The sequence below is a fragment of the Myxococcus xanthus genome (assembly GCF_013116825.1).
In the GTDB taxonomy this organism is placed as follows: Bacteria; Myxococcota; Myxococcia; order Myxococcales; family Myxococcaceae; genus Myxococcus; species Myxococcus xanthus_B.
On record NZ_JABFNS010000024.1, the window covers coordinates 20,773 to 44,779 of the forward strand.

Here is a 24,007-nt window from a genome sequence, read left to right on the forward strand (position 1 = left end):
GGTCTACGATGCGCGCTCAAGACAATTGCGATGGGAATTCATTCCAGCCACCCCTCGCATTCTTCGCGGGGCCGGGATTTGAACAGTTCCCCAGGAGTTCAGGGCGGTTTTGAACGCCATGTGTCTCCGGCGGAGCACGCCCCGTAGCGCTCCATCAGATGGAATCATCGGTCGAATCAAACACAAACGCTTGACGCGTTTGGCTGTCACCTCGGTCCCAAAGACGGACACGCAAGTCCCGAATCCGGGCATGTCTGCTCTTGGCGCGGAGGCTCATCCCACGTGACGGGCGGCCCTGCCTCCGCCGCGCGGTCTGCTGTCAGCGCTCCCGCGCACCCCCACGGTGAAGGGGCAGGGAGAGGAGACGACACCATGTCGATACAAAAGCAGGAGCGCACGCCTTCGTGGACGGGACTGGGCGTGGGGACGGACCGCAAATCGTTTCTGGACGCAATATCCTCCCAGATTCCGGATTATGAGGCGGACAAGGCCGCCGAGGCGGTGTTCTGTGCGTTGTCGGAGCGCCTGTCCGGTTCGTGGGTGGCGCACCTGCGCGAGCAGCTCTCGCCGGACGTGCGCGAGCTGATGCGCGGCTGTCACAGGCACCGCGGCGAGGCGCCCGCGAAGCTGGACCGCGACGACTTCTATTTGATGGTGGCCAACCACCTGAACGCGGAACCGGAGAACGTTCGGTTGGTGCTCCACGGCGTGTTCTCCGCGCTCCATGCCCAAATCACCGAAGGGGAGGCGAAGAAGCTGGAGCAGCAGCTCCCCGCCTGGCTCCAGGGGACGTGGGCCGCCGCGCGGATGCATGTCGACCGGCCCTACTGAGGCCGTACAGGGGGGGCGGGGCACCGGGGGTGAGAAGGCCCCCGGTCGCTTCCGCCGCCGCCGTCAGTAGGTTCCGCCCAGCGAGAGCATCGCCGAGTAGCGGCCGTCCAGCGCGCCGGGAGCCCGGCCGCCCGGGGCGAAGTCCTGGTCGAACAGGAAGTTGTAGTTCACCCGGGCGTCGGCGGTGATGAGGTTGCCCATCTGGTAGCGCAGGCCCGCGCCGGCGGGCACGTAGCCGCTGGTGTCATCGGAGAAGCCGCGGACGGCGCCCCGGGCGTCGTTGCGGACATTGTAGCGGTCCAGGCCGATGCCCGTCAGGACGTAGGGCTGGAGCCGGGTGTCGGTGAAGCTGCCCACGACGACGGCCTGTCCGGCGTTGCGGACGATGTCCGGTCCGCCCTCGCCGTCGTCGAGCAGCCCCATGCGGCTGTCGATGTCGCTCAGGCCGCCGCTGTAGCCCAGCTCGACGGCGAAGAATGCGTGCGGCCGGTAGCCCAGCGCGGCGCCATAGGAGAAGCCCGGCGTGACCTCCGGGGCGAGCTGACCGGTGTAGCCCTCCAGGCCGCCGCCCAGCTGGGCATAGATGCCGGTGTCGGCCCGCTTCCGCCCGCGGTCGTTGAACTCCACCGACTCCGCGGACCGCATGCGCGGCTCCGCGATGGGGCGGTCCTCCGCCTGGGCCAGCGCGGCGCCGCCCCAGAGCGCCGCCGCGCACAGCGCGCCACGTACGAGTGCCTTCATGACGGACTCCTTGGTTTGCGTCCGAAAGGCAACGTGGTCCGCGCGGGAGGGCCTGGCAATCAGGCCCACGCGGGCCGTGGGGCACCTGGTGCGGCCGTCCTTCCCACCCCTCAGGGCAGCTGGGTGAGGACCTCCAGCGCGCCGCGGGCCTGCACCAGCCCATGGCCAAAGTCCTCGTCATGGCCGGAAGGCCCCAGGTCCTTCGCCGAGGACAACAGGGCGTGTTTGACCTGGTCCGGCGTGGCGGAGGGACGGGCGCTGAAGAGCAGCGCGGCCACGCCGCTCACGTAGGGCGCGGCCATGGAGGTGCCGGACATATAGGCGTAGTCCGCCGGGCTCATGCTGATGCGGGCCAGCTCTCCCAGCATCCGGTGCAGCACGGTGCCACCCGCCTGGGAGATGGTGACGGCGGGCACCCACTGCCCTCGCCGAGGCATGGCGAGGATGTCCACGCCCCCCTCCCAGCTCGAGTTGCCGAAGATGACGGCGCGCGCGCCCTGCTTCATCACGTTGACCATGGCCATGTCGGTGGGCACCTCGCCGTGCCGCACGTACGCGACGAAGCCGCTGCACGTGCTGCCCTTGCACGAGTCCAGCGTCGCGCCGCCCCCGCAGTCCACCAGCTTGCCCCACTTGTTCTCGATGGGGGCATGCAGCAGTGAGCGCGACAGCGGCCGGGTGTCCCGCACGTCCACCGTGGAGAACGCGCCCTGTCCGCGCGGGAAGGTGGACAGCACGTCCACGCCCGGGGCCACCAGCGCCAGCTGGCTTCCGCCGGAGGAGAAGGTGGCCCGCTGGTCCAGGGCGTCCACCGCGCCCACCGCCAGCACGTGCGGGTCCGACGCGGGGTAGTCCACCCGCTGGGCGTTGCTGTTACCCGACGCGGCCACCACCAGGATGCCCTGGGCGTGGGCCGCGGCGAAGACCTCGAACGTCGTCTTGGAGGGCACGCCGCCGCCCAGCGACAGGGAGATGACCTTGGCGCCCTGCTCCGCGCAGTACTCCACCGCCGCCAGGACGAAGCTCATGTGCGTGCGGCCGTGGATGTCCAGCACCCGGGCGATGATCAGCTCCACGCCCGGTGCCACGCCCATCACCCCGGTGTCCGAAAGCTGGGGCGAGCCGCGCCCGCCGTGGCCTGGCCGCGCCGCGATGATGCCCGCCACGTGCGTGCCGTGGCCGGTGCCCCAGCCGTGGCCGCTGCTGAAGTCGGAGGGGGCGTCATCGTCCTCCAGCAGGTCGCGGCCGGCGACCACCGCGTCGCGCAGCTCCGGGTGCTCCAAATCCAAGCCGCTGTCGATGACACACAGCCGCACGCCCGCGCCCGTGGGCCGGTCCGGGTCCGGCAGTCCGTCCCCATCCACGTCCCACACCTCGTGCGCCTGGACCTTGCGCAGCCCGGGGGTGAACTCGCGCGGCGTGGTGCCCCGCGCCACCGAGGCCAGGACGGGATGAATCGGCGCGGTGGCGGGGGCCAGGGCGCGCCACTCCTGGTCCTGCTCGATGCTCTCCACCGTCGGGTCTTCGGCCAGGAGCGCGCGCTGCTCCTGGAGCGACATGCGCGCCGCCACCGCCGGCGTGGAGCGGAAGGTGGCTGTCACCTGTCCACCCACTTGATGCACGCGGGCGGTGGCCATCACCCCCTGATTCCGATAACGGATGATGACCCGCTGCCGGCCGTCGTCATCCGTCAGGGGGGCCTGGACGTGCCGTGTCTCCACGGGTTCGGACAGGGAGCCCGCGATGATGTTCGGGCAGACCTGGCTCTGGGCTCCCTTGTCCGAGGCGTCGTCCGGCCCACATGCCGCGAGTGCCAACAGCCCCATGAGTCCCCACCGCTTCATGAGCCGCTCCTTCTCGAACGGCACCCGGCGGAGACACCGGGCGCGCATTCCCCAGGGAGCGCATTTCGCGAAAGCGTGGCAACGGACTGGGGGGCGCCCCCCTGCCTGAGGTGCGGCGGTTCACACCGCATGTGTTGAGCGCCGGATGGGGACCCCACATCAGGGTTGCCTTCACGCACGCACCCGGCATTCGCCTCGCTCCTGAACACCCACCCCGCCCGACGGGTGCGCGGCGGGCGCACTGTCGGAGGGCGAGTTTCCGTCCAAGGCCCTGGCGGTGTCAGAGGGAAGGAAGTTGCCCGCTGCTTGATTCCGTCCGCTTTCGGGTGCTTCGCTGCCGCCAGACGCCATGAGTACCGTCCCTACAGAGTCCTCTCGCTTCCTCGGGCGCTATGAGCTCGTCCACCCCCTGGGCCAGGGGGGCATGGGGGAGGTGTACCTGGCGAAAATCAGCGGCGCGGCCGGCTTCGAGAAGCCGTGCATCGTGAAGACGATTCTGCCGACGCTGCTGAAGGACCGTCAGTTCCTGGACCGGTTCCACCACGAGGCCAAGGTGCTGGTGCACCTGGTGCACTCGTCCATTGCCCAGGTCTACGACATGGGTGAGGCGGACGGCACGTACTTCATGGCGTTGGAGTACGTGGCTGGCGTGGACCTGGCCTACCTGTTGGAGCAGGCGCGCTCGCAGGGCGTGGCGGTGCCGGTGCCGGTGGCGTTGTTCCTCGGTCAGCGCATCGCGGAGGGCCTGGGCTACGCGCACCGCAAGACGGGGCCGGACGGCTCGCCGCTGGGCATCGTCCACCGCGACGTGTCCCCGCACAACGTCATGGTGTCCTATGAAGGTGAGGTGAAGGTCATCGACTTCGGCCTCGCCAAGTCCGCGGCGCGCAGCAAGTACACGCTGCCGTCCACGGTGATGGGGAAGCTGGGGTACATGTCCCCCGAGCAGGTGCGCGCCGAGCCCCTGGACCACCGCAGCGACATCTATTCGTGTGGCGTCGTGGTGTGGGAGATGCTGGCCGGCCGCTCGCTCATTCCCCACGGGACGGTGGGCGAGATGATGGCGGCCATGTCGCAGCCGGTGGTGCCGTCGCTGAGCGAGCTGCGGCCGGACGTGGACGCCGCGCTGGACGCCGTCGTGCGCCGCGCGCTGACGGCCCGCCCGGACGACCGCTACATGCGTTCGGACGAGCTGGCGCGCGCGCTCAACACGGAGTTGGTGCGCTCGGGGACCGCGATGGGCGCCGAGGAGGTGGGGCACTTCGTGCGCGCGCTGTGCCCGGAGGCGTTCGACGCCCAGCGCAAGCTCATCTCCAAGGTGTCTTCGTCCTCCAACCACCGCCGCACCCCCGCGCCGGGCTATGGCACCGGGCCGCAGCCAGCCGCGGGCTTCGAGCCCACGCTGATGCGGGGCCCGGCGGGGCAGCCCGGGTTCGGCTCGGGAGGCGTGGCCCGTCCCGGCGCCCTCCATGCGGACGGCGATGACCTGGGCACCGGGAGCACGACGGTGCGGCCGCCCTCCGGCGTCGGGGTGGCTTCGGGTGGCGAGCCCTCCGACTCGCCCTCCGGCGTCGCGCCCACCGTCTTGTCCGCGGCGACGCTGGAGGAGCGGGCGTCCCGGAAGCGGCCGGTGGGGCTCTATGCCGCCATCGCCGTGTTGCTGGTGATTGCCACCTCCGCCGTCACCGCGCTCTTCGTCCAGTCGTCGGGCGTGGCGCCGGTGGCCACCGGGCCCGTGGCTGGTGCTTCGGGGCAGGTCGCGCCGTCCCCGGCTCCGGATGAGGGAGGGGAGACGCCCGTCGCCGCGCGGCAGGGGGCGACCGCGGAAGCCGCGCCCTTGTCCGACGAGGGCACGGGCGCTGACGCCGGTGCGGAGGTGGTGGCCGCGGGCGGGCCGGGTGCCGCGGAGGTGGCGTCCGCGCCGTCCCCGGTGCGCGCCGAGAACGACAAGGTGGAGCCCGAGCGGGCTCGGACGCCACGCCCCGCGTCGGTGAAGACGTCCGCGAAGAAGCCGGCGGTCCCCGTCGAGCCCGCCGTCGTCTATGCCACGCCGGCGAAGGTGCTCCCGATTCAGAGCGCGAACGGGCGCTACTTTGTCGACCGGAGCATCATCGGGCGGGGCTTCCTCCCGGGGGTGGAGATGGACGTGCTGGGGCCGTTGAAGAACGGCAAGCGCGAGGTGCTGGGGCGGGCCCGGGTGGTGCGGCCAGGGCGGGGCGTCGTGATGCGGCCCACGCGGGCGTTCATCGAACTGGATGACCGTGCCCTGGCGGCTTCGGGGGACCTCTTCGTGGCGGCGCCTGGACGGGATGACGCCCCCGCCGGCGCGTCGGCGACCGAGGAGGCCCCGGCGCAGGCCGCCGAGCCCGACAAGGGCGAGGTGGAGGCCGTCGTGGCCGCGGCCCCCGCGAAGCGCACGCTGCGCGGCCACGCGAGCGTGCAGGGCGGGGTGGGCGGCTTGTTGGACCCGGGGGTGGAGGTCCAGAACCACGAGTCCATCGACTGGACGGACTGCTACGTGGTGAAGGACATCCGCAAAGCGGCGTGGCTGGGCGTCGTGAAGGCCGGGGAGCGGAAGACGGCCAGCCGTTTCCGCCACAATCCGAACTTCGACGTGGGTTCCGGCTACCTGGGCGTCATCTGCAAGGAAGGCGAGCTGCGGGTGAAGGCGCGCTGAGGCGCTCCGCGCCGTGACGGACGCGGAAGGCTCACGGCCCCAGCCGCGCGCCGGCGACGGGGCAGTCGGCGACGAGCGCCTTCACCTCCGCGTCCCCACTCCGGGCGTTGCGCACCGCGCGGTCCAGGGACGTGCGGCACTGCCACGTCACCTCGCGCGTGCCGTGGCAGCAGTGCCAGCCTGTCAGCGTGCGGCCCAGGTACTGGAGCATCTCCGCCTTGGTGGGGGTGACGAGCAGCCACACCGCGCCCGCCAGCACCGCCAGCCAGGGCAGTTGGAGCGCCACGCCCTTGAGGCGAGGGCCCGCGCCGGGAGCAACGGGCTCCGCGTGGAGCCCGAGCAGCGCGTCCAGGGGACGGCGCAACAGCACCCCGTTCAGCAGCAGGTCCAGCGGCGTGGTGAAGGCGCGGGCCAGGCCGCGGAGCAACCCCGGCGTGTGCTCCGCGTGCACCAGCTTCACCCCGGCCACCTGCCTCCAGAAGGTCCGGCCCGTCAACCCGCCCACGGCGGACGCGGTGAGCCACGCCAGGGCCATGGCCAGGGGCATCGATAGCGGGGTGCGGTCCTGCTCCAGCGCCCGTAACGCACCCCAGCCCACGAGGACGGACGTCCCCAGGTCCAGCACATCCGCCACCCACAGGTGCCACTGGTACCGCGCCTGCGTGGTCACCTGGTCCGTCTCAAACAACGACCCGTTGCTCATCCACCCTCTTTTCGGCGCGCGGAGCATAGACCGGACGGGAGGACGTGCGCCTCATGGCTCCACTGGGTTCGACCGGAGGACACCCGGGGTGTCGCATTCCCGCAGTGGCGCGGTGGGGGCGCGGCTCGCATCTTCACCCCTGCGCGACGCGTCGGAGGCCTCCGCCACCACCGGGGCCTCCTCGCCGGGCGCGCAATGGCCAAGGCCATGACGGAGTCGGGGGTGCGGTTCCCGGCTCCACAGGTGGTGGCGGCGCGGCGGCAGCGGCGGGGGGAAGTCGGTGGGGCTGTACAGGGGGAGGAGGCCGGTCCCTCGCCGCTGCCGCCAAGACCGTTCACTGAACGTTCCATCTTCGGTGAATTTGGCGGCGTGTGGCCTCTGGGCCGTTTCTGCTGGACACTGCGGGCGACATGCGCACTCCGGGGCAGCGAGCCCGCGCTCTCGGGCGGGGGTTCATCGGGTGGTTCTTCTTCGTGGGGCTCGTCCTGGCAACGCCGGGCATGGCCCTGGACCCCCAGCGTCGTGTCTCGCAGTACAGCCAGGACATGTGGCGCAGCGACGACGGGCTGCCGCAGAACAGCCTGCTGTCCATGGTGCAGACGCGCGACGGCTACCTCTGGCTGGGCACGTGGGAGGGGCTGGCCCGCTTCGACGGCGCGCGCTTCACCGTGTTCGACAAGCGCAACGCGCCGGAGCTGCGCAACCACACCATCAAGGCGCTCGCGGAGGATGCGTCGGGCACGCTGTGGGTGGGCACGGGCCAGGGGCTGGTGGCGTACCGCAAGGGCCACTTCGAGCGCGCGCCGGGCGCCACCGCGCCGCTGGATTCCGCGCGGGTGGAGACGCTGGTGGCGGTGGATGGCGTGCTCTGGGTGGGGACGACGACGGGCCTCTGGCAGGTGCTGCTGGGCGAGGGCGTGGCGCGGCAGTACACGGTGGCGGATGGCCTGCCTGCCTCTCACATCACGGCGCTGACGCCCGGCGAGGGCACGTCGCTCTGGGTGGGCACGCCGGAGGGGCTGGCCCGGTGGGTGGATGGGCGCGTGGAGCCGGCGCCGTTCCCCTTCCCCGGGCCGGAGCCCCGGCCCTATGTCATGGCGCTGCGTCGCGATGCGACGGGCGTGCTCTGGCTGGGGACGAAAGCGGGCCTCTATTCGTGGAATGGCGTGGTGGCTCAGCGCTTCACGACCGACGATGGCCTGCCGTCCCTGTCCGTCAACGCGCTGTACGCCGACGGTGACGGCAACCTCTGGGTGGGCACGCATCGCGGCGGCCTGACGCGGCACAACACGAAGGGCTTCAGCGAGCCGGTGCCCGGCATGGAGTGGATGGCGGAGTCCGCGGTGCTGTCGCTGCTGGAGGACCGGGACGGCCACCTCTGGGTGGGCACCTATTCGGGCCTGATGCGCCTGCGTGACGGTCCCTTCGCCACATATGGCATCCCCGAGGGGCTGGCCGACGAGACGGTCAGCGCCGTGCTGGAGGACCGCCGCGGCACGCTGTGGGTGGGGACCACCAGCGGCCTGTTCCGGTACGAGAACCACACGTTCCACCACGTGGGCACCGAGCAGGGCCTGCCGGAGAGCGTCATCCCCGCGATGCACGAGGCGCATGACGGGACGCTGTGGGTGGGCACCCTCACCGGTGCATACCGGTATGACGGCCAGCGCTTCACCCGGGTGTCGCGCGCGCAGGGGCTGCCGCACGACGTGGTGACGGCCATCCTGGTCGACTCGCGGGGGGACACGTGGCTGGGCACGCAGGCGGGCCTGGCGCGGATGCATGGCGGCGGCGTGACGGTGTATGGCCCGAAGCAGGGCTTCACCAACCCCATCATCGTCATGGTGGAGGACTCGCGCGGCCGGGTGTGGTTCGGCTCGGACACGGGGCTGGTGCGCTGGGACGGCGAGCAGAAGGGCTTCCAGCGCTTCACGCAGCAGGACGGGTTGCCGGGCGACCTGGTGCTGGCGCTGCACGCGGACCCTGACGGTACGGTGTGGGTGGGCACGGAGACGGGGCTGGGCCGGTGGCGCGAGGACACCTGGGCGCGCTTCACCGTCGCGCAGGGCCTGTACGACGACGCGGTGTTCAGCCTGGTGCCGGACGGGGACGGCTCGCTGTGGATGAGCAGCAACAAGGGCGTGTCCCGCGTGTCCCGGCGCGACCTGGAGGACGTGGCGGCTGGTGTGCGTCCGCGGTTGACGACGATGGACTTCGACACGCGCGACGGCATGCGCAGCGCGGAGTGCAACGGCAACACGCAGCCGTCGGCGTGGCGGGGGGAGGACGGGCGGCTGTGGTTCACCAACCTGCGCGGCGCCATCGTGGTGGACCCGGTGCGGGTGCGCGAGAGCCGGCAGCCGCCCGAGGTGCGGATTGAAGAGGTGCGTGTCCAGGGCACGCCGGTGCCGATGGAGGGGCCGGTGGAGCTGGAGCCCGGGGCCTCGCGGCTGGAGATTCGCTTCACGGCCTTCACGCCGGTGGACGCGGCGCGGCTGCCCTTCCGCTACCGGCTGGCGGGCCATGACGACACCTGGGTGCACGCGGAGTCGCGGCGGGCCCTGTACAACGGCCTGCGGCCAGGCAGCTACCGCTTCGAGGTCCAGGCGAAGGGCCGGGGCGGCGGGTGGACCGAGCCGGTGTCCCTGGACGTCGTGTTGGAGCCGAAGCTGTGGCAGCGCACGGGCTTCTGGCTGCTGTGCGTGCTGGGCGTGGGGATTCTGGGCGTCAGCGTGTACCTGCTGCGCGTGGGGCAGTTGAAGGACCGCGAGCGGTGGCTGGCGGAGCGCGTGAAGGACCGCACGCAGGCGCTGGCGCGGGCCAACGCGGAGCTGGAGGCGAACATGCGCACGCTCCGGCAGGCGCAGGCGCAGCTCGTGCAGACGGGGCGGCTGGCGGCGGTGGGACAGCTCGCGGCGGGCGTGGGGCACGAAATCAACAACCCGCTGGCGTACATCGTGTCGAACCTGGAGCACGCCAGCGAGGAGGCGGACGCGCTCGCGCGGGAGTTGGACGGGACGCGCGACGTGGGCGCTCGCTTGAAGGATGTGAACCAGGCGCTGCGTGACGCGCTGCTGGGCGCGGACCGCGTGCGGCGCATCGTCCAGGACTTGAAGATGTTCTCCCGGCCGGATGACGAGAAGCAGGGGCCGGTGGAGCTGCACGCGGTGCTCGACTCGGCGGTGAAGATCGCCATGGGCGAGCTGCGCCCGCGCGCGAAGCTGGTGCGCGACTACGGCGACGTGCCGTGCGTGGAGGGCAACGAGGCGCGCCTGGCACAGGTGTTCCTCAACCTGCTCATCAACGCGGCGCAGGCGCTGCCGGAGGGACAGGCGGAGTCGAACGAGGTGCGGCTCGTCACGCGCAGGGGCCCGGATGGGCGGGTGGTGACGGAGGTGCGCGACACGGGCAGCGGGATTTCGCCGGAGCTGCTCGGCCGCATCTTCGACCCCTTCTACACGACGAAGCCGGTGGGCGTGGGCACGGGGCTGGGGTTGTCGCTGTGCCACGCCTACCTGACGGCCATGGGCGGCACCATCGTCGTGGACAGCGAGGCCGGGCGGGGCTCGGTGTTCCGCGTGACGCTGAGGGCGGCGGAGGCGCAGCGGGTTGGCGGGGACGGCGCCTCGGTGGCGCCTCCCGCGACGTCGGAGCGAGGCGTGCCGGGGGCCGCGGTGTCTGTGACTCCAGCATCTGCGGGACACATCGCAACGGCGCCTGACGTGTCTGCCGAGCACGGCGAGGCGGCGAGCGACGCCACCACGCTGCGCCCGCGTGGCGAGTCAGCCCCGCGTGCCGAACTGGACTCGACGCCGCGTGCCGCTGCTCCGGAGCGGGCGCAAGACGCTGGAGGGGGCATCGCTCCTCCACAGGCGAAGTCCACGGACGGCCGGGCAGCGGATTCCGACGCCCGGGCGGCGAGCCAGGAGCGTGGAGGGCGGACGGCCGCGCAGGACGCCAGTGTCACATCCGGCATGTCGCGGTCATCGGATGCGGGCACCGTGGGCTCGCACCTGGGGGAACCGTCGTCCGCCCACGCGAGCGCGGAGGAGGCACCTCCAGGCGGCATGGGCGAAGATGGACGGTCCTCCGTTACCGAGGCGGCGACGCGAGGCCGCGTGCTGGTGGTGGACGACGATGCCCTGGTGAGTGGCGCCATCCGCCGCACCCTCGCGCGAGAGAACGACGTGGACGTGTTGGTGAGCGCGCGGCGAGCCCTGGAGAAACTGACCGGGACAGAGGCCCGTTACGACGTGGTGCTCTGCGACCTGATGATGCCGGAGATGACCGGGATGGACCTGTACGACGCGCTCGCGCAGGTGGACTCGCGAGCGGCGGAGCGCATCGTGTTCATCACCGGCGGCGCCTTCACGGCCACCGCGCGGACGTTCCTGGAGCGTGTGGGCAATCCGCGCGTGGAGAAGCCCTTCGACCCGGAAGCCTTGCGTCAGCTCGTCCGGTCGGAAGTGGCGCGTGCTCGCCGGGAGGCGTCGGGCCGGGCGGCATAGCTCCCGGCCCGGCCGTGTCAGAGGTCCAGCACCAGCCGCTTGGAGCGCGCGCGTGACACGCAGACGAGCATGCGCTGGTCACCCGCGGGCTCCGTCTGGAAGAAGGTGTCGCGGTGGTCGGGCTGGCCATCGCAGACCCGCGTGACGCAGGTGCCGCACGTCCCGGCCTCGCAGTCACTGGGGATGCGCACCCCGTTGCGGCGCAGCACGTTGAGCACCGACTGGCCCACGGGCACCTGCAGCACCTGGCCCGTGCTACGGATGGTCACCTCGAAACTCCGCTCCTCCCGGCCCGTGGCGGCGCTGGTGCCTTCGGCGGTGAAGGACTCGAAGTGCACCTTCTCCCAAGGCCAGCGGTGCAGGGTGGCCGCGTCGCGCACGGCTTTCATCAGCCCCGTGGGACCGCAACAGTACAGCCGGGCCCCTGGCAGCCGCGTGGCCAGCAGTCCCTTCACGTCCAGGCCCCGGACCGGGTCCCCTCCGTCGAAGGAGAAGCGCACGCGTTCGGCGAAGGGCGCCTGGGAGAGCAGCTCGTGGAAGGCGGCGCGGCCGGGCGCGCGCGCGCAGTAGTGCAGCGTGTAGTCCGCGCCGGTGCGCTGGAGCACGCGCGCCATGGACAGCATGGGGGTGATGCCGATGCCTCCCGCCACCAGCACGTAGCTTCGCGCGAACAGCAGGGGGAAGTTGTTGCGAGGCGGTTTCACCTCCAGCACGTCCCCCTCGTGTACCCGTTCGTGCATGGCGTTCGAGCCCCCGCGGCCCTTGGCGTCGCGGGCCACGGCGATGACGTAGCGGTGGGTCTCCTCCGGGTCGTTGCAGAGTGAATACGCGCGCAGGAAGTCGCCCGGACCCGGGACGCGGACCTCCAGGTGGGCGCCGGCCTCGAAGGGGGGCAGGGTGCCTCCCTCCGTCGCGACCAGCTCGTACGACAGGATGTCCTCGGCCTCGCGAGTCACGCGCGCGACCCGGACGCGCAGGATGTCATTCATCACGGTGCTCTCCCTTCCCCAGTCCCACCAGCGGCGCACCCCATCCTCCCGAGGTACGGTGGCACGGACATTGGCCCGCGAAACGCCCACGGGTGATTGCCCGGGAGTCTCGGCGCCCGTCGCATCCTCAGCGGCGTGGCGGGTTGCCCGTTGAGCGGCCGTGCGGCCAGGCCGTCTGTGCGCCGCCCGCGCATCCACGCGGCGTCATCCACACCATCCACGACATGCCGCGCTGCGCCAGGAAGCCAGCGGCCAACGAACGCTCAGGGAGGTGAGACCATGGATGCCATCGCGCTGCTGAAGGCGGACCACAAGACGGTGGAGCAGCTGTTCCGGAAGTTCGAGAAGGCGGGCCCCAATGCGCACAAGTTGAAGCGTCGGCTGGTGGACCAGATGGTCACCGAGCTGTCCGTGCACGCCGTCATCGAGGAGCAGGTGTTCTACCCCGCGGTTCGTTCACGCTCGGAGGCGTTGGGGCCGGACGTGCTGCGCTCGCTGGAGGAGCACCACGTGGTGAAGTGGTTGCTGGCGGAGCTGGACGGAATGTCTCCGGAAGCGGAGCGTTTCGACGCGAAGGTGCAGGTGTTGATGGAGAACGTGCGCGCGCACATCCTGCAGGAGGAGAGCGCGCTCTTCCCGGCGCTGAAGAAGGTCTTCCGTCCTCAGGAACTTCGGACGATGGGCGACGTGCTGGAGATGTCGCGGAAGACCGCGCCCACGCGGCCGCACCCGATGGCGCCGGACACGCCGCCCGGCAACCTGGTCGTGGGCGCGGTGTCGGCGGTGATGGACATGGGCCGGGACGCGCTGAGGGCCGCGCGGCGCAAGGCCACCACGAAGGTGCGCTCGGTGGCGAGCCGGAGCCCCGGACAGGTGGTGCGGGAGATGACCGGCGCCGAAGCCGCCAGTCCGTGACATTCCGCCGGGACAGGATTCCGGGCCGTCCGGCGCTCTTTCTTCCAGGAGGGAGAAGGAGCGCCCCGGGTATGGGCACGAGGAATATGAATGTCACGCGTTGACGGCCGTTCCAAGGGGTAAGGACGTTGCAGTACGACCCGCAGCGGCCCATTCCTGAGGAGGCACCATGTTCGCTCGACCTGTTCGACCCCTGTTGCTGACAGCGATGTTGCTCACTGGCCTGACGGCCTTCGCGCAGCCACAGCCCGTCTCCGCGCCGCGTGCGCAGGCCCCGGCGGGCATGCGGACGATTCGCGTGGAAGGCACCGGTGAGGTGAAGGCGCAGCCCGACGAGGCCTTCATCGATTTGGCGGTGGAGACGTTGGCGCCGAACGCGAAGGCGGCGGGCGAGCAGAACGCGAAGCGGATGGAGAAGGTGATTGCGGCGCTGACGTCCGCGGGCATCGCGCGGCGGGACATCCAGACGCGGAACTACTCGGTGTACCCGGAGTACGCGCCGCCGCTGCCGAACCAGACGGAGCCGAAGCTCAAGGGCTACCGGGTGAGCAACCTGGTGAGCATCCACGTGAAGGACCTGTCGCGGGTGGGGAACCTGCTGGACCAGGCCCTGGCGGCGGGCGCGAACCGGGTGGACTCGGTGCGCTTCGGGCTGAGCCGCCAGGAGGCGGTGCAGGGCGAGGCCCTGCGGCAGGCGGTGGCGCGGGCGCGCAAGTCGGCGGAGGTGCTGGCCGCGTCGCTGAACGTGAAGCTGGGCGCGGTGCTTGACGCGAGCACGGTGACGGAGCCGCCGCAGCTCTACCCGGCGCGCTTCGCGATGGCCGAGGCCGCGGATGCCCGCGCGATGGCGACGCCCATCCAGCCCGAAGAGCAGACGGTGCAGGCGAAGGTGACGCTCATCTTCGCCATCGAGTAGTCGCGGTCGTCAGCGGCCCAGCAACATCAAAGGCGTGCTGGGGTGCTCCATTGCCGTGGTGCAGGCGTGGGCCCCCAGTGTGCCCCTTCGGTGGCGTGACCCGAAGCGGCCTGTTGGAAAGGGCTGGGCTGGTCGAGTTGCTGCACGGCGTTCTCGCGTGTCTCTGGGGAGAGGTGGGCGTACCGCATCGTCATGTCGATGGTGGCGTGGCCCATCAACTCCTGGATGACCGTCAAGGGGGCGCCGCGCATGGCGAGGTGGCTGCCATAGGTGTGACGCAGGTCGTGCCAGCTAATGTGGCCTTGCTCGCGGTGGATGGTTGCGCGCCGCAAGCAACGCTCGAGTGGGCGCCGCATCGCTCCTGCGCCAGCGCGAGCACCTGGTGGAGCACGCTGCGCGTGTTGTTGATGGACCTGAGACTCATGCGCGGCGGACCCGAAGATGTCGTGGACAGGCCCAGGTGCTCCAGACTCGCGCGCACCCCTCCCGCCTCCTTCACGTACGCCAGCACTCGCGACCTGCCTCCACGCCTCGCGCAGGAGAACACGTCGACGTCGCACGTCCTGCTGGCGTCCTTCTTGGTGCGAAGTCGCTGGCCTTGAAAGCAGCCCGAGCATGTCTCGCGTCCATCTCCCGATGCCGCTCGCATGCAGGCTCCGGCGCCCCCCGGGTTGGAGGGGGCCGCGCCGCACGTGAAGACCCGGCCGAGGTGCGGCCCTCGGAGCAGGTCCGAGGCGGGTCGGGGCGTGAACTCCTCCACGCCTCGTTGCCAGGCAGGGCACCGCGAACGCCGCCCTGGACCTACGCCCTCTTCTGATTCGCGTCACTTGCCGACATCGGACACCCTTTCCATCCCATTTCGAGGGGACGGAATCGGGGCAAGCCCAGCTCACGCCGCGGACCCCGCTGAAGCAGGCAGGCCTGTGCGGTCCATCCCTCCTGCCTGCGTTTGTCATTGCCCCCCAACCCGGGAGCAGATGCAGCGTCTTGGGGCTCGCCCAAGCTTCCGGTCCGCCGTGAAGGGCATCACGCCTTGCCGGGAGGGGGAAGTCATGAGGAGCAGGTGGGGACGGAAGTCGTGCGCGTGGCTGCTGGGGCTCGGGTTGGCCGCATGCGGAGTGACACCTTCGGAGCCAGGCGAAGTGCCCATGTCTCAGGAAAAGCCGGACATGCTCGCGAACGGCGGGGACACGTGTCCCTCCGCCACGCGGCTCGCGGACTTCTCGGCTGGAGGGGAACTCGCGGGGCCCTACGAGCTGACGGGCGTGAAGGGGACGCTCTACTTCTCCGTGGATGATGGCGTCCACGGCCCGGCGCTATGGAGCAGCGATGGGACGCCCGGCGGCACGCGCTTGTTCCGCGACTTCGGCGTCGCCCCCACCAGCCTGACAGAGGCGCGCGGGCTGCTCTTCTTCATCGTGGGCGACACCCTCTGGAGGACGGACGGCACCGCCGCCGGAACCTTCCCGTTGGTCACCGAGCCGTCGTCACCCCCCATCGGTACGGGCCTGTCGGTGCTGGGCGAGTTCCGCGGCCGGCTGTTCTTTCGCATGTACACCCCGGAGTATGGCGTCGAGCTGTGGGCCAGCGACGGCACGCGTGCGGGGACCCGGCTGTACCTGGACGTCAACCCGGGCACCCCCTCCAGCTTGCCCGACGAAATCGTGGAGACGTCCAGCGGCAATCTTGTCTTCGAGGCGTACGTGGACGAGGCCATGGAGACCCACGCGGTGCTGGAGGTGTCCCCTGCCAAGTCCGTCGAGGAGCTCTTCCGTGTAGGCGGCGGCGGGGATACCTCCATCTTCCGATTGACTGCCGTGGAGGACAGGGTGTTCTTCCTGGTGGACGAGAGGGACGGCACCCCGTTCCTCTATGTGAGCGACGGCACCCCGGGCGCCGCCACGCCGCTCTACTTCTGGGACGAGGTGGACACGCCGGGGCATTTCACCGCCTATGCCGGCCGCCTCTACTTCACCGCCGTGGAGAGCGACTTCCCTGGCGCCGGCGTGGAGCTGTGGGTGAGCGACGGTACGCCCGGGGGCACGGGGCGGTTGGTGGACATCCGCCCGGGCGAGGAAGGCTCGTATCCCACCGGGCTGACCGTGTTCGAGGGCCTGCTCTACTTCGCCGCGGACGACGGGGTGCACGGGCGCGAGCTGTGGGTGAGTGACGGCACCGCCGCGGGCACGCGGCTCGCGCGGGACATCCGCCCGGGCGCGGAGGGCTCCTCGCCCGACGGCCTCATGGTGGCCAGCCGCAAGCTCTACTTCGTGGCGGACGACGGCGAGCACGGGCGCGAGCCGTGGAAGGTCTTTCACGGCCGCGTCCGGCTGGTCGAGGACATCTTCCGCACCGAGGCTGGCGCGGTCGACGTCTTCGCCCGCGCGGGCAGCTACCTCTTCTTCTCCACCGAGTCCCACGAGCTCTGGTCGATGCTGACGGGCGCCTACTGCCCGCCGTCCGGCACGCGCTGATGCATGCGGTCATCCCTCTCGGCCCGGAGCGAGTCAAACAAGACGATTCTGCGCCCATTGGCTGCGCGGCCGGGAGGGATACAGACGGCAGGGCCACGCGTATCCTGGAAATGATTCGTAGAGGCTCGCAGTGCCGCGTCCTGGCTCGAAGTTGAGTGGTGTAGCCCCCTGAAGAGTCGGGCAGGCTCGTTCGGCGGCCGTGGGCTGGAGGGTGTGTTCACGCGCTCTCTCGACCACGGCTCCAAGCAACTGACGTGGCTCCGAGGAACGCTCGGGATGGCCACGGCGCTCGCGGGAGCGGCTTCGGAGGTAGGGGCTTCAGGAATGGAGCTGGGCATCCTCCGCATGTCGGGACCTCGAATCCAGGCCGAGATGTTCGGAACCCTGCTGCTGGCCACGTGGGGGACTTCCTCCAACTCGCTGACGCAGTGCTTCGCCAATGCCCCATGTACGGCGTCGAGACGCCGTTCACGGACTTGCATCGAGTTCAGGGCATCCGAGTGGATGGAGATGATGTGAAGGCTGGTGCGGGCGGGCATCATCTCCCTTCCAGTCGTCAGCGCGGCTGGCCGCATTCACGGTGGGCAGGTGATGATGGCCCAGGCGCAGCAGGACTTGCCCAAGGGCGTGCGTGATGCGCTGGGGGACAGCCCCGAAGCGCGCGGCATGCAGGTGATGGGCCGAGCGGGCACGGGCATGTCCAGCGCACCGAAGCACCACGTCCTGCCGAAAGAGCACCGGGAGTGGTTCGAGCGGCGGGGCTTCAAGGGTGACAGGGACATCGACCAGTTCTGCGTGCGGCTTGGGCGGGCCGAGCATGAGGTGATTCACGGAGGAGGAACTGGAAGCTGGGGCGCACATGGCCCGGCGAGTGGAGCCGGCTGGTCATGCACGGTCTCCGTGACGCTGAGGCTGGCCGGATGTTGACGCGGAATGGGTCCTGGACATCTTCGCGGACCGCATGCCGGACGACAGGAACCCGATGAACTTCACTCCCGGGAGAGGACGATGAGCGTGGAGAGGCTTGGCGGGGCAACATCAAGGCACGCCTTTCCGAGAGGGTCCGCGAGCGAGGCTGCGACTCACCCACCGCTTTCGCCGAGGGCGCTGAGCTGCCCCCAGTGTGCCCCTCCATCGGGGTTCGAGGGGGCACACCGAGGCACCAGCGGGTAACAGTGCGTCCTGCTTGGGGTTTTCTGGTGCCTTGTCGAAGGTGCCGCTCATCTTCGCCATCGAATAGGTCCGAGGGCCGTCGGGGGCTGGCTGGTGCCCTCGACGGGAATGCGCGCGTCGAGTGGTGGGACGACGTGTGGCTTCGTCCCCTTCCTGCACGGCGGTCCGGACGCGCGCGTGGATGTCGATGCGCTGCGGTTTGAACTCCGCTCCCTCCGCTTCACGAAGGGGCTCGGCACGCCGCAGGCCGCCCCGCCGAGCAGGCCGATGGGCCGTGCGACGGAGCGCTCTACCGCCTCCCTGGCCACCATCAAGGCGCGCCTTGGGAGGCACTGGGTTCTCGGCCGCCAGGGCCATCCGCATGTTGAGGAAGAGACAGGCGCGGGCCGGGGCGGGCTGGCCGTCGCGATGAACTTCCACACGCGGGGGGCACGGGCGCATGAGGGCAACGCGCGGTTGGAGGCTGATGGCATTCGGGCTGCTCGCCGCGTGGCTCGGTTGCGGCCAGCGGAGCGAGACCCGAGGGCCTCCGTCCGCGAGCGAGCGGAAGGGCCGCTCGGATGTCCTTCGCGGCCTCATGGCCTCACGCGAACGGCCCCCAGAATCCGGGGCGCCTGGCTCTGGCTCGCCTCCCGTGGGCACGCTGGGGGCGGGGCAGGGCGGTTCAGGAGGGCCAGCGCCCACGGACCAGCTTCCGCCCACGGACCAGCTTCATGGCCGAGTGGAGTGGGTGGGCGACAACGAGCTGCTCATCCGCGGCAACGACGGCGTGGAGTACGACGTCGGAGTGGATGAGCAGACCCGCCTCTTCATGAAGGGCGAGCGCGTCACGGGCCTGCGGGAGTATCACGAGGGAGACGAGGTTCGCGTCACCTACGGGGATGGTCCCGGAGGTCTGGTGGCGCACCTCGTGGATGGGATGCCGGGGCCTGGTGCCGGCCCCCCGCGCCAGCAAGAGTCAGCCCCACGCGAGGATGCCGTGGGGCCTGGCTCGCCGCTCGATTCACTTCGCTGAAACCGGGGGCGGAGATGCCTCTCACGGGCGCGGGTCAGAACGCCCGGCCATCCACGCGGAGGCCCGGGGATGAGCTGAGACCCGGGGTTATCAGGTGGTGGTAGTCGAACGCCGCGCCGGGCGTGGCATCGGGCGACCGGTTGAAGGAGATGTTGTCGAAGGTGCCTCCGTAGGACATCTCATTGACGTTGCTCCCATCGGGCGAGAGGAGCCTGACGACGTCGCCATCGTTGTTGAGGCCCAGGCCGCCCGAGGATGCGGCGACGGTATCGGGCGCACCGGCCGGGAAGCCTCGAGCGCCACCAAAGACGACGAAGACCCGGCCCGGAGCGAGCGCGGTGCCAGGGGCGAAGACGTGCCGCACGGACGCGGAGTCCGACAGGCTCCAGCCGGACAGGTCCGCGGTGGAGGTCCCCGCGTTGTACACCTCGATGAACTCGTAATGGGTGTCCGACACGGTCTGCCCGGGCGGAATGGGCTCGTTGGGCAGGACCTCGTTGATGATGAGGTTGGACAAGGGCTCCGGGTCCGTGACGCCGCCGGAGTCTCCCAGGTCGTAGCTGCTGATGACGGGGTAGTGGTCGCTGACGATGTCGCCGTAGTTGGGAATCCACGCGTCCGGGCGGAGGATTTCGACGGAGCCGGGCAGGTAGTTCGCGGCCATCTCGTTGGAGACGAGCGTGTGGTCGATGGCGTCGGGATAGTCGACAGTGGTGCGCAAGCCGCGCAGGGACAGGGGCTCGGTGATGAAGGTGTAGCGCTGCGTGTCGGCCACGAACGGCGCGAAGGGGCTGGGCAGCGGGGCGCCGTCGCTGCCTTGGGTGATGGACTGGTCGACATCGTCATTCCAGTCGCCAATGACGAGCACGCGCTCGGTGGGCAGGGATGTGTCGAGATACGACTTGAGCGCCGCGCTGGAGCGTTGCCGCTGCCCGTAGGCGGTCTCGTTGTCGAACGCCTTCAGGTGAACGACGATGACGACCAGTGGGGTGCTCACGCCTTGGACGGTCGTGGTGAAGTCCACGCGCAGCGGCGGCCGGCCACCGAAGTCCGGGGCGTTCGCGGTGAGGATGAGCTGCGCCTCCTGAAGCGTGAGGGTGCTGTCGTAGAGGATGCCGGGCTTCTGCTCGCCATTGGTGTAGTAGGCCGTTCCGTCGGGGACGAAGGACGTGTCATTGGCGAGGAAGCCATTGAAGCCGGGGAGCTGCTCCTTGAGGGTGGCGAAGTCCGCGGCGTCCACCATCTCCACGAGGCCCCACACGTTGGCCCCCGAGTCGCGAATGATGTCGCGCGCGTGGGCAATCTGAAGGTCGTCCGGCGGGCCCTGGGTGGGGGCACCGAACCACTGGAGGTTCCAATGGCCCACTGTGAGGGGCGCGCTGGCGGTGCGCACGTGGAGGACCATCGCGCGCCAACCCTGCTGGCCCGTGGCGTCCGTCACTGTGACTGTGAATGCCGAGTACCCGAGCTCCGAGAGGGTGCCGCTGAGGGTTCCTGATGTTGAGAGCGTGAGCCCCGAAGGCGGCATCCCCGACACGATGTGCCAGGAAAGCGGCGCCTTTCCGCCGGATGCTCGCAGTTGGGTTGCGTAGGGCAGGTCCTTGCGCGCATCGGGCAGCGATGGGGTGACGATGGTGGGGAGTTCGTAGACCGTGAGGGTGAAGGCGCGTGTGCCCGTCCGTCCGTTCGCGTCGGTGACGACGGCCTGTCCGCTGGTGGTGCCGGGAGCGGGGGGCGTGCCCGAGAGTCGTCCGGAGGCGGAGAGCTGCAGCCAGGAGGGGAGGGGGCTGGCTGGAGCGAACGAATATGGCGCCTTTCCTCCGGTGACGGAGTACGTGGCGCTGAAGGACTGCGAGACATACCCGTCGAGCTGAATCGCAGAGCCATCCACGGACGGAGCCCGGTACACGACAAGGTTGAGCGCCCGGGTGGCGACGCGTGCGTCGGCGTCGGTGACTTTGACGGAGAAGGAGAAGGTACCCGTCGTGGACGCGGTGCCTTCGAGCAGGCCGGCGCTGGTGAGCCGGATGCCGGCGGGAAGCGAACCCGCGCTGAGCACCCAGGCATAAGGCGCGCGTCCGCCCATCACCAACAGGCCTTGTCGATACGCGGCATCAGTATAGGCATCCGGTAGCGCGCTGGGGGTGATGGTGACGCCGCCCTGGACGGTGAGGTTGAACGTGGCGGACGACGCACGGCCATTGGCGTCCTGGAGCTCGACCGTGAAGGCGGCGGCTCCTGGTTCGCTGGGTGTCCCTCGGACAAGGCTGGCATCCAGTTGGAGGCCCGTGGGCAAGGCACCCGAGGTGATGCGGAACGTGAGCGGTGGTCGCCCGCCAACGGCGTGAAGCTCCGTGGAGTAGGCCGCTCCGAGCGAGGCGGAGGGGAGCGTGCCGCTCGCGAGATAGGGCGCGGTGAAGGCGGAGAGCGAGAGGACCCGCTGGCTCGAAAGCCCGGTGGCGTCCTGCACGTGGACGGTGACGGAGAAGGTGCCGGAGCTGGCGGGAACGCCGGAGATGTGCCCCTGTGTGTCGAGGCGCACGCCCGACGGGAGGGTGCCCTCCGCGAGGGCCCAGGTGTACGGCGCCGTGCCGCCCGAAGCGTCGAGTTGTGCGGCGTAGTGGTCGCCGACATAGGCATCGGGGAGCGTGGACGACGCGACCTGGAGGCCGGCGTTGAGCACCTCGAGCTCGAACGTGGCGCGAACAGTCCGTCCGCGCGAGTCACGGACCTCCGCGTCGAAGGATGAGGTGCCTGCCGATTGGGGCGTCCCGGTGAGTTCGCCCAGGGTGGAGAGGCTGAGTCCGGTGGGCAGTGCGCCCTGCGCGACGCGCCACGAATAGGCAGGCGTGCCACCCGAAGCGGTGAGGGAGCTGCGATAGGCCTGCGCGACGGATGCGGCGGGGAGCGCCTCCGTGGTGATGGCCAACCCCGGTCCAGTGTCGTCAGTGCGGGGAGGCGCGGAGTCAGAACATGCGGTCAGCAGCAGCGCGAGGATGGGGATCAGGGCGTGATGGACGCGCATGAAGACTCCGGCCCGCGAAGGACTCGGGCCCACGGATGAAGTGTCGGCACAGTAGAGGCAGCCGTGGCGTCGGCGCACAGGGTCCCACTGTACCCAGGGCAAAGAAAAGGGCCGCGGCTCACAAGGAGCCGCGGCCCGGAGGCTTCAGGTGGAAGCCGTCAGACTAGAAGTTGGGCAGGCCCCACGAAGGAGCGCCCACCGCCCAGTCTTCCTTCGTGTTGGTGTCCGTCGCGCTGAGGCGGCGGACGCTGTTGCTCGTGGCTTCAGCGTTGTTCGGAATGCCCGCCCAGGATGCGGACACGTCACCAGCGGAGGGCGTGGACGTGTTGGTGCAGGGGGCACCGTTGCAATCCACCGGGGACCACTGACCAGCGGCCTGAATGGCCTGCAGGTTGCCCGGGAATGCACCAGGCGGAGTTCCCGCGGCACGGAAGGGCACCGCATCCTGGATAGCGCCTGCGGCGTCCTTCACGAGGATGACGCGGCTGGAGTAGGTGATCGCGGAGTCCGTGCCCTTGCTTTCGCCGACGAAGTCCCAAGCCGTGTCGTAGTTGCCAGTCGCGGTGCTCGTGGGGAACTGGTCCTTGGACGTGGTCTCCGCCTTCACGGTGGCGGGCGCATTGATATGCACCACGATGATGTCTCCCGCAGCGACGTCCACGTCAGGGAGCCTCGCCAACAGCCGAGCAGTAGTCACATCCATCTCAACGGTGATATTGTTGGTTGTTCCCGCAGTAATGACCTGCAGCTCGACCAGATCCTGGTGCGACGCGGCGTTCGGCTGCACCTCGGTCAGCTGGAGAACGGCCGGCGTGCGGTAGCCACGGAACGTCTGCGTGCTGGCCTCCGGGGCCACAGAGCCGCCAGCCAGGTCCGTCACGGTGTTCGCGACGGTGACGGAGTAGGTGGTGCCCGGGGTCTGCTCGCTCGTGGTCAGGATGACCCGCTTACCCTCGACGCGGAAACCGGAGATCGTCAGCCCCTCGGTGAGCGTGAACTGCTCCGGCGCGTTGGTGATGCTCGCCGCCGAGATGCTGCGGCTGAAGCTCAGGACGACCTCCGTCAGTGACGTCGCCGAAGCCGACGCGAACGTCGGAGCGGCGCAGCCCGACAGGGTGAGCTCGGAAGCCGTGAACGCGGACGGCTGGGCGTTGCCATCGAACCGCCAGATGGGGCCCGCGTTCAGCGTGAACGTGCAGCCCTGGGTGATGTCGAGCTCGGTGGCGAGCGTCGCGGGCACGCGGAGCCGGAAGTTGGCGGCGGCGGTGGTGACGCCCTCGGTCGTGATCTGGAAGCCGGAGAAGCCGGCACCGATACCACTGGCGTTGGCGGCAATCGTGCCCGTCAGGTAGGTCAGCTCGGACTCCACGGAGTCCAGACCGGTCACCAGCGTGTCCGACGTGTCCGCGGAGCGATTGACCGCGAGGCCGGCCGGGGTGGCGGTCGACTGGTTCTGAGCCGGGTGGCCCCGGCTGATGACCGTGATGCCGGTGACGGCGGACGCGGAGCGCAGACCGCCGTCGGTCGCCTTCGACGACACGGAGAAGCTGACCCGGTCACCCACGGTGACTTCGGCCAGCGCCGTCGCGTCGGACACGAACAGGGCGGGGCCCTGGGCCTCGGCCTGGACGAAGAAGCCGGGGAGTTCGCTGCTGCCCGTGACGGCAGGCTTGATGAACGTGACGAACGCACCCTCGATGGGCAGCGCGGGGTCGAGCGCGCCATCCGCCGCATCCCGGACCGCCTGGATCTGCGTGCTGGTCGTCGCGACCGGCGTGGCAAAGCCCGAGTCCTCGCACGTGCTCGTCGTGGTGTTGCAGGTCTCGGTCAGGCCGCAGGTCGCGTTGCTGGTGCAGCCCTCCGTGCCGGCGTCCGGGTCGGTGCCCGCGTCGCCTTCGCCGGCGTCCGGCTCGGTGCCCGCGTCTTCCTCGGTGCCCGCATCCGGGCCCTGGGTGATGTCGCGCTGCTCGCACGTGCCAGAGTTACAGGTCCACTGCTTGCCGTCGGCCGGCGGGCCTTTGTCACTGCGGCAGTCAAACTGGTCAACGCATTCGTCGCCACATCCCGTGCCCATCGTGACCATCACGGCCGTGACGACCGCCGGGAGCCAAAATCGTCTCTGCATGAGTTCCCCTCCATGGGAAGCAGGTTGCGTCCCCCTTACACCTGAACCGGAGGGCAATCCAATGTCCGCTC

The 24,007-nt window shown here is 70.1% G+C and carries 15 protein-coding genes and 2 pseudogenes; 10 read left to right on the forward strand and 7 right to left on the reverse strand.

The features are described 5' to 3' along the window. The first annotated feature begins 372 nt into the window (after positions 1 to 372). Entirely contained in the window at positions 373 to 831 is a 459-nt protein-coding gene (locus HNV26_RS09320; protein WP_171444074.1) for a DUF2267 domain-containing protein, read from the forward strand. Positions 832 to 894: 63 nt separating this feature from the next. Here the strand turns inward: HNV26_RS09320 and HNV26_RS09325 are convergent, their stop codons facing one another. Continuing rightward, a complete protein-coding gene (locus HNV26_RS09325) occupies positions 895 to 1,572 on the reverse strand; it encodes an outer membrane beta-barrel protein (protein ID WP_216611971.1) in 678 nt (225 codons plus the stop codon). Between the two features lie 110 nt (positions 1,573 to 1,682). Next, positions 1,683 to 3,416: a S8 family serine peptidase gene (locus HNV26_RS09330; protein ID WP_253816376.1), complete on the reverse strand. Its 1,734-nt coding sequence runs from the start codon at positions 3,414 to 3,416 to the stop codon at positions 1,683 to 1,685. Positions 3,417 to 3,765: 349 nt separating this feature from the next. Here HNV26_RS09330 and HNV26_RS09335 point away from each other — a divergent pair, with 349 nt between their 5' ends. After that, positions 3,766 to 6,093, forward strand: a complete 2,328-nt coding sequence (locus HNV26_RS09335) for a serine/threonine-protein kinase (protein ID WP_171444071.1) — start codon at positions 3,766 to 3,768, stop codon at positions 6,091 to 6,093. A 31-nt stretch (positions 6,094 to 6,124) separates the two neighbouring features. On the opposite strand, the gene HNV26_RS09340 is transcribed toward HNV26_RS09335, so the two are convergent. Continuing rightward, positions 6,125 to 6,796, reverse strand: a complete 672-nt coding sequence (locus HNV26_RS09340) for a hypothetical protein (protein ID WP_253816377.1) — start codon at positions 6,794 to 6,796, stop codon at positions 6,125 to 6,127. 410 nt (positions 6,797 to 7,206) lie between these two features. On the opposite strand from HNV26_RS09340, the gene HNV26_RS09345 reads away from it, so the two are divergent. After that, positions 7,207 to 11,304 carry a two-component regulator propeller domain-containing protein gene (locus tag HNV26_RS09345; RefSeq protein ID WP_216611973.1) on the forward strand — a complete coding sequence of 1,366 codons (4,098 nt, stop codon included), beginning with the start codon at positions 7,207 to 7,209 and terminating at the stop codon, positions 11,302 to 11,304. Between the two features lie 17 nt (positions 11,305 to 11,321). Here the strand turns inward: HNV26_RS09345 and HNV26_RS09350 are convergent, their stop codons facing one another. Then, complete coding sequence (locus tag HNV26_RS09350) at positions 11,322 to 12,293, reverse strand: PDR/VanB family oxidoreductase (RefSeq protein ID WP_171442820.1); 972 nt, start codon at positions 12,291 to 12,293, stop codon at positions 11,322 to 11,324. A gap of 279 nt (positions 12,294 to 12,572) precedes the next feature. Here HNV26_RS09350 and HNV26_RS09355 point away from each other — a divergent pair, with 279 nt between their 5' ends. Both HNV26_RS09355 and HNV26_RS09360 read left to right on the forward strand, forming a co-directional pair. Continuing rightward, positions 12,573 to 13,208, forward strand: coding sequence for a hemerythrin domain-containing protein (locus HNV26_RS09355; RefSeq protein ID WP_171442818.1), 636 nt, complete (start codon positions 12,573 to 12,575; stop codon positions 13,206 to 13,208). Between the two features lie 169 nt (positions 13,209 to 13,377). Next, positions 13,378 to 14,124 carry an SIMPL domain-containing protein gene (locus HNV26_RS09360; protein WP_171442817.1) on the forward strand — a complete coding sequence of 249 codons (747 nt, stop codon included), beginning with the start codon at positions 13,378 to 13,380 and terminating at the stop codon, positions 14,122 to 14,124. 26 nt (positions 14,125 to 14,150) lie between these two features. Here the strand turns inward: HNV26_RS09360 and HNV26_RS09365 are convergent. Then, positions 14,151 to 14,471 (reverse strand): annotated as a pseudogene (locus HNV26_RS09365) (tyrosine-type recombinase/integrase); the annotation flags it as partial. Positions 14,472 to 15,272: 801 nt separating this feature from the next. On the opposite strand from HNV26_RS09365, the gene HNV26_RS09370 reads away from it, so the two are divergent. From HNV26_RS09370 to HNV26_RS09385, 5 genes and pseudogenes are all read left to right on the forward strand, one after another. After that, positions 15,273 to 16,598 (forward strand): ELWxxDGT repeat protein, encoded by a 1,326-nt coding sequence (locus HNV26_RS09370; RefSeq protein ID WP_171442816.1) that lies wholly within the window; start codon positions 15,273 to 15,275, stop codon positions 16,596 to 16,598. 213 nt (positions 16,599 to 16,811) lie between these two features. After that, positions 16,812 to 17,117: a hypothetical protein gene (locus tag HNV26_RS09375; RefSeq protein ID WP_171442786.1), complete on the forward strand. Its 306-nt coding sequence runs from the start codon at positions 16,812 to 16,814 to the stop codon at positions 17,115 to 17,117. Between the two features lie 6 nt (positions 17,118 to 17,123). Beyond that, positions 17,124 to 17,525 carry a TIGR02269 family lipoprotein gene (locus HNV26_RS38275; protein ID WP_253816378.1) on the forward strand — a complete coding sequence of 134 codons (402 nt, stop codon included), beginning with the start codon at positions 17,124 to 17,126 and terminating at the stop codon, positions 17,523 to 17,525. A 110-nt stretch (positions 17,526 to 17,635) separates the two neighbouring features. Then, a pseudogene (locus tag HNV26_RS38280) lies at positions 17,636 to 17,722 on the forward strand (NUDIX hydrolase); the annotation flags it as partial. A gap of 626 nt (positions 17,723 to 18,348) precedes the next feature. Next, positions 18,349 to 18,786 (forward strand): hypothetical protein, encoded by a 438-nt coding sequence (locus HNV26_RS09385; protein WP_253816379.1) that lies wholly within the window; start codon positions 18,349 to 18,351, stop codon positions 18,784 to 18,786. Between the two features lie 34 nt (positions 18,787 to 18,820). On the opposite strand, the gene HNV26_RS09390 is transcribed toward HNV26_RS09385, so the two are convergent. Together HNV26_RS09390 and HNV26_RS09395 are read right to left on the reverse strand one after the other, a co-directional pair. After that, on the reverse strand, positions 18,821 to 21,811 hold the full coding sequence (locus tag HNV26_RS09390; protein ID WP_171442814.1) for a putative Ig domain-containing protein: 2,991 nt from the start codon (positions 21,809 to 21,811) through the stop codon (positions 18,821 to 18,823). 163 nt (positions 21,812 to 21,974) lie between these two features. Continuing rightward, the gene (locus tag HNV26_RS09395; protein ID WP_171442813.1) at positions 21,975 to 23,936 is read right to left on the reverse strand and encodes an Ig-like domain-containing domain; all 1,962 of its coding nucleotides are present in this window, start codon (positions 23,934 to 23,936) and stop codon (positions 21,975 to 21,977) included. Positions 23,937 to 24,007 lie beyond the last annotated feature (71 nt).

Coding starts and splice junctions, on each gene's coding strand:
- HNV26_RS09320 (WP_171444074.1), top strand. CDS start 373: ATGTCGATACAAAAGCAGGAGCGCACGCCTTCGTGGACGGGACTGGGC.
- HNV26_RS09325 (WP_216611971.1), bottom strand. CDS start 1,572: ATGAAGGCACTCGTACGTGGCGCGCTGTGCGCGGCGGCGCTCTGGGGC.
- HNV26_RS09330 (WP_253816376.1), bottom strand. CDS start 3,416: ATGAAGCGGTGGGGACTCATGGGGCTGTTGGCACTCGCGGCATGTGGG.
- HNV26_RS09335 (WP_171444071.1), top strand. CDS start 3,766: ATGAGTACCGTCCCTACAGAGTCCTCTCGCTTCCTCGGGCGCTATGAG.
- HNV26_RS09340 (WP_253816377.1), bottom strand. CDS start 6,796: ATGAGCAACGGGTCGTTGTTTGAGACGGACCAGGTGACCACGCAGGCG.
- HNV26_RS09345 (WP_216611973.1), top strand. CDS start 7,207: ATGCGCACTCCGGGGCAGCGAGCCCGCGCTCTCGGGCGGGGGTTCATC.
- HNV26_RS09350 (WP_171442820.1), bottom strand. CDS start 12,293: ATGAATGACATCCTGCGCGTCCGGGTCGCGCGCGTGACTCGCGAGGCC.
- HNV26_RS09355 (WP_171442818.1), top strand. CDS start 12,573: ATGGATGCCATCGCGCTGCTGAAGGCGGACCACAAGACGGTGGAGCAG.
- HNV26_RS09360 (WP_171442817.1), top strand. CDS start 13,378: ATGTTCGCTCGACCTGTTCGACCCCTGTTGCTGACAGCGATGTTGCTC.
- HNV26_RS09370 (WP_171442816.1), top strand. CDS start 15,273: ATGTCTCAGGAAAAGCCGGACATGCTCGCGAACGGCGGGGACACGTGT.
- HNV26_RS09385 (WP_253816379.1), top strand. CDS start 18,349: ATGGCCTCACGCGAACGGCCCCCAGAATCCGGGGCGCCTGGCTCTGGC.
- HNV26_RS09390 (WP_171442814.1), bottom strand. CDS start 21,811: ATGCGCGTCCATCACGCCCTGATCCCCATCCTCGCGCTGCTGCTGACC.
- HNV26_RS09395 (WP_171442813.1), bottom strand. CDS start 23,936: ATGCAGAGACGATTTTGGCTCCCGGCGGTCGTCACGGCCGTGATGGTC.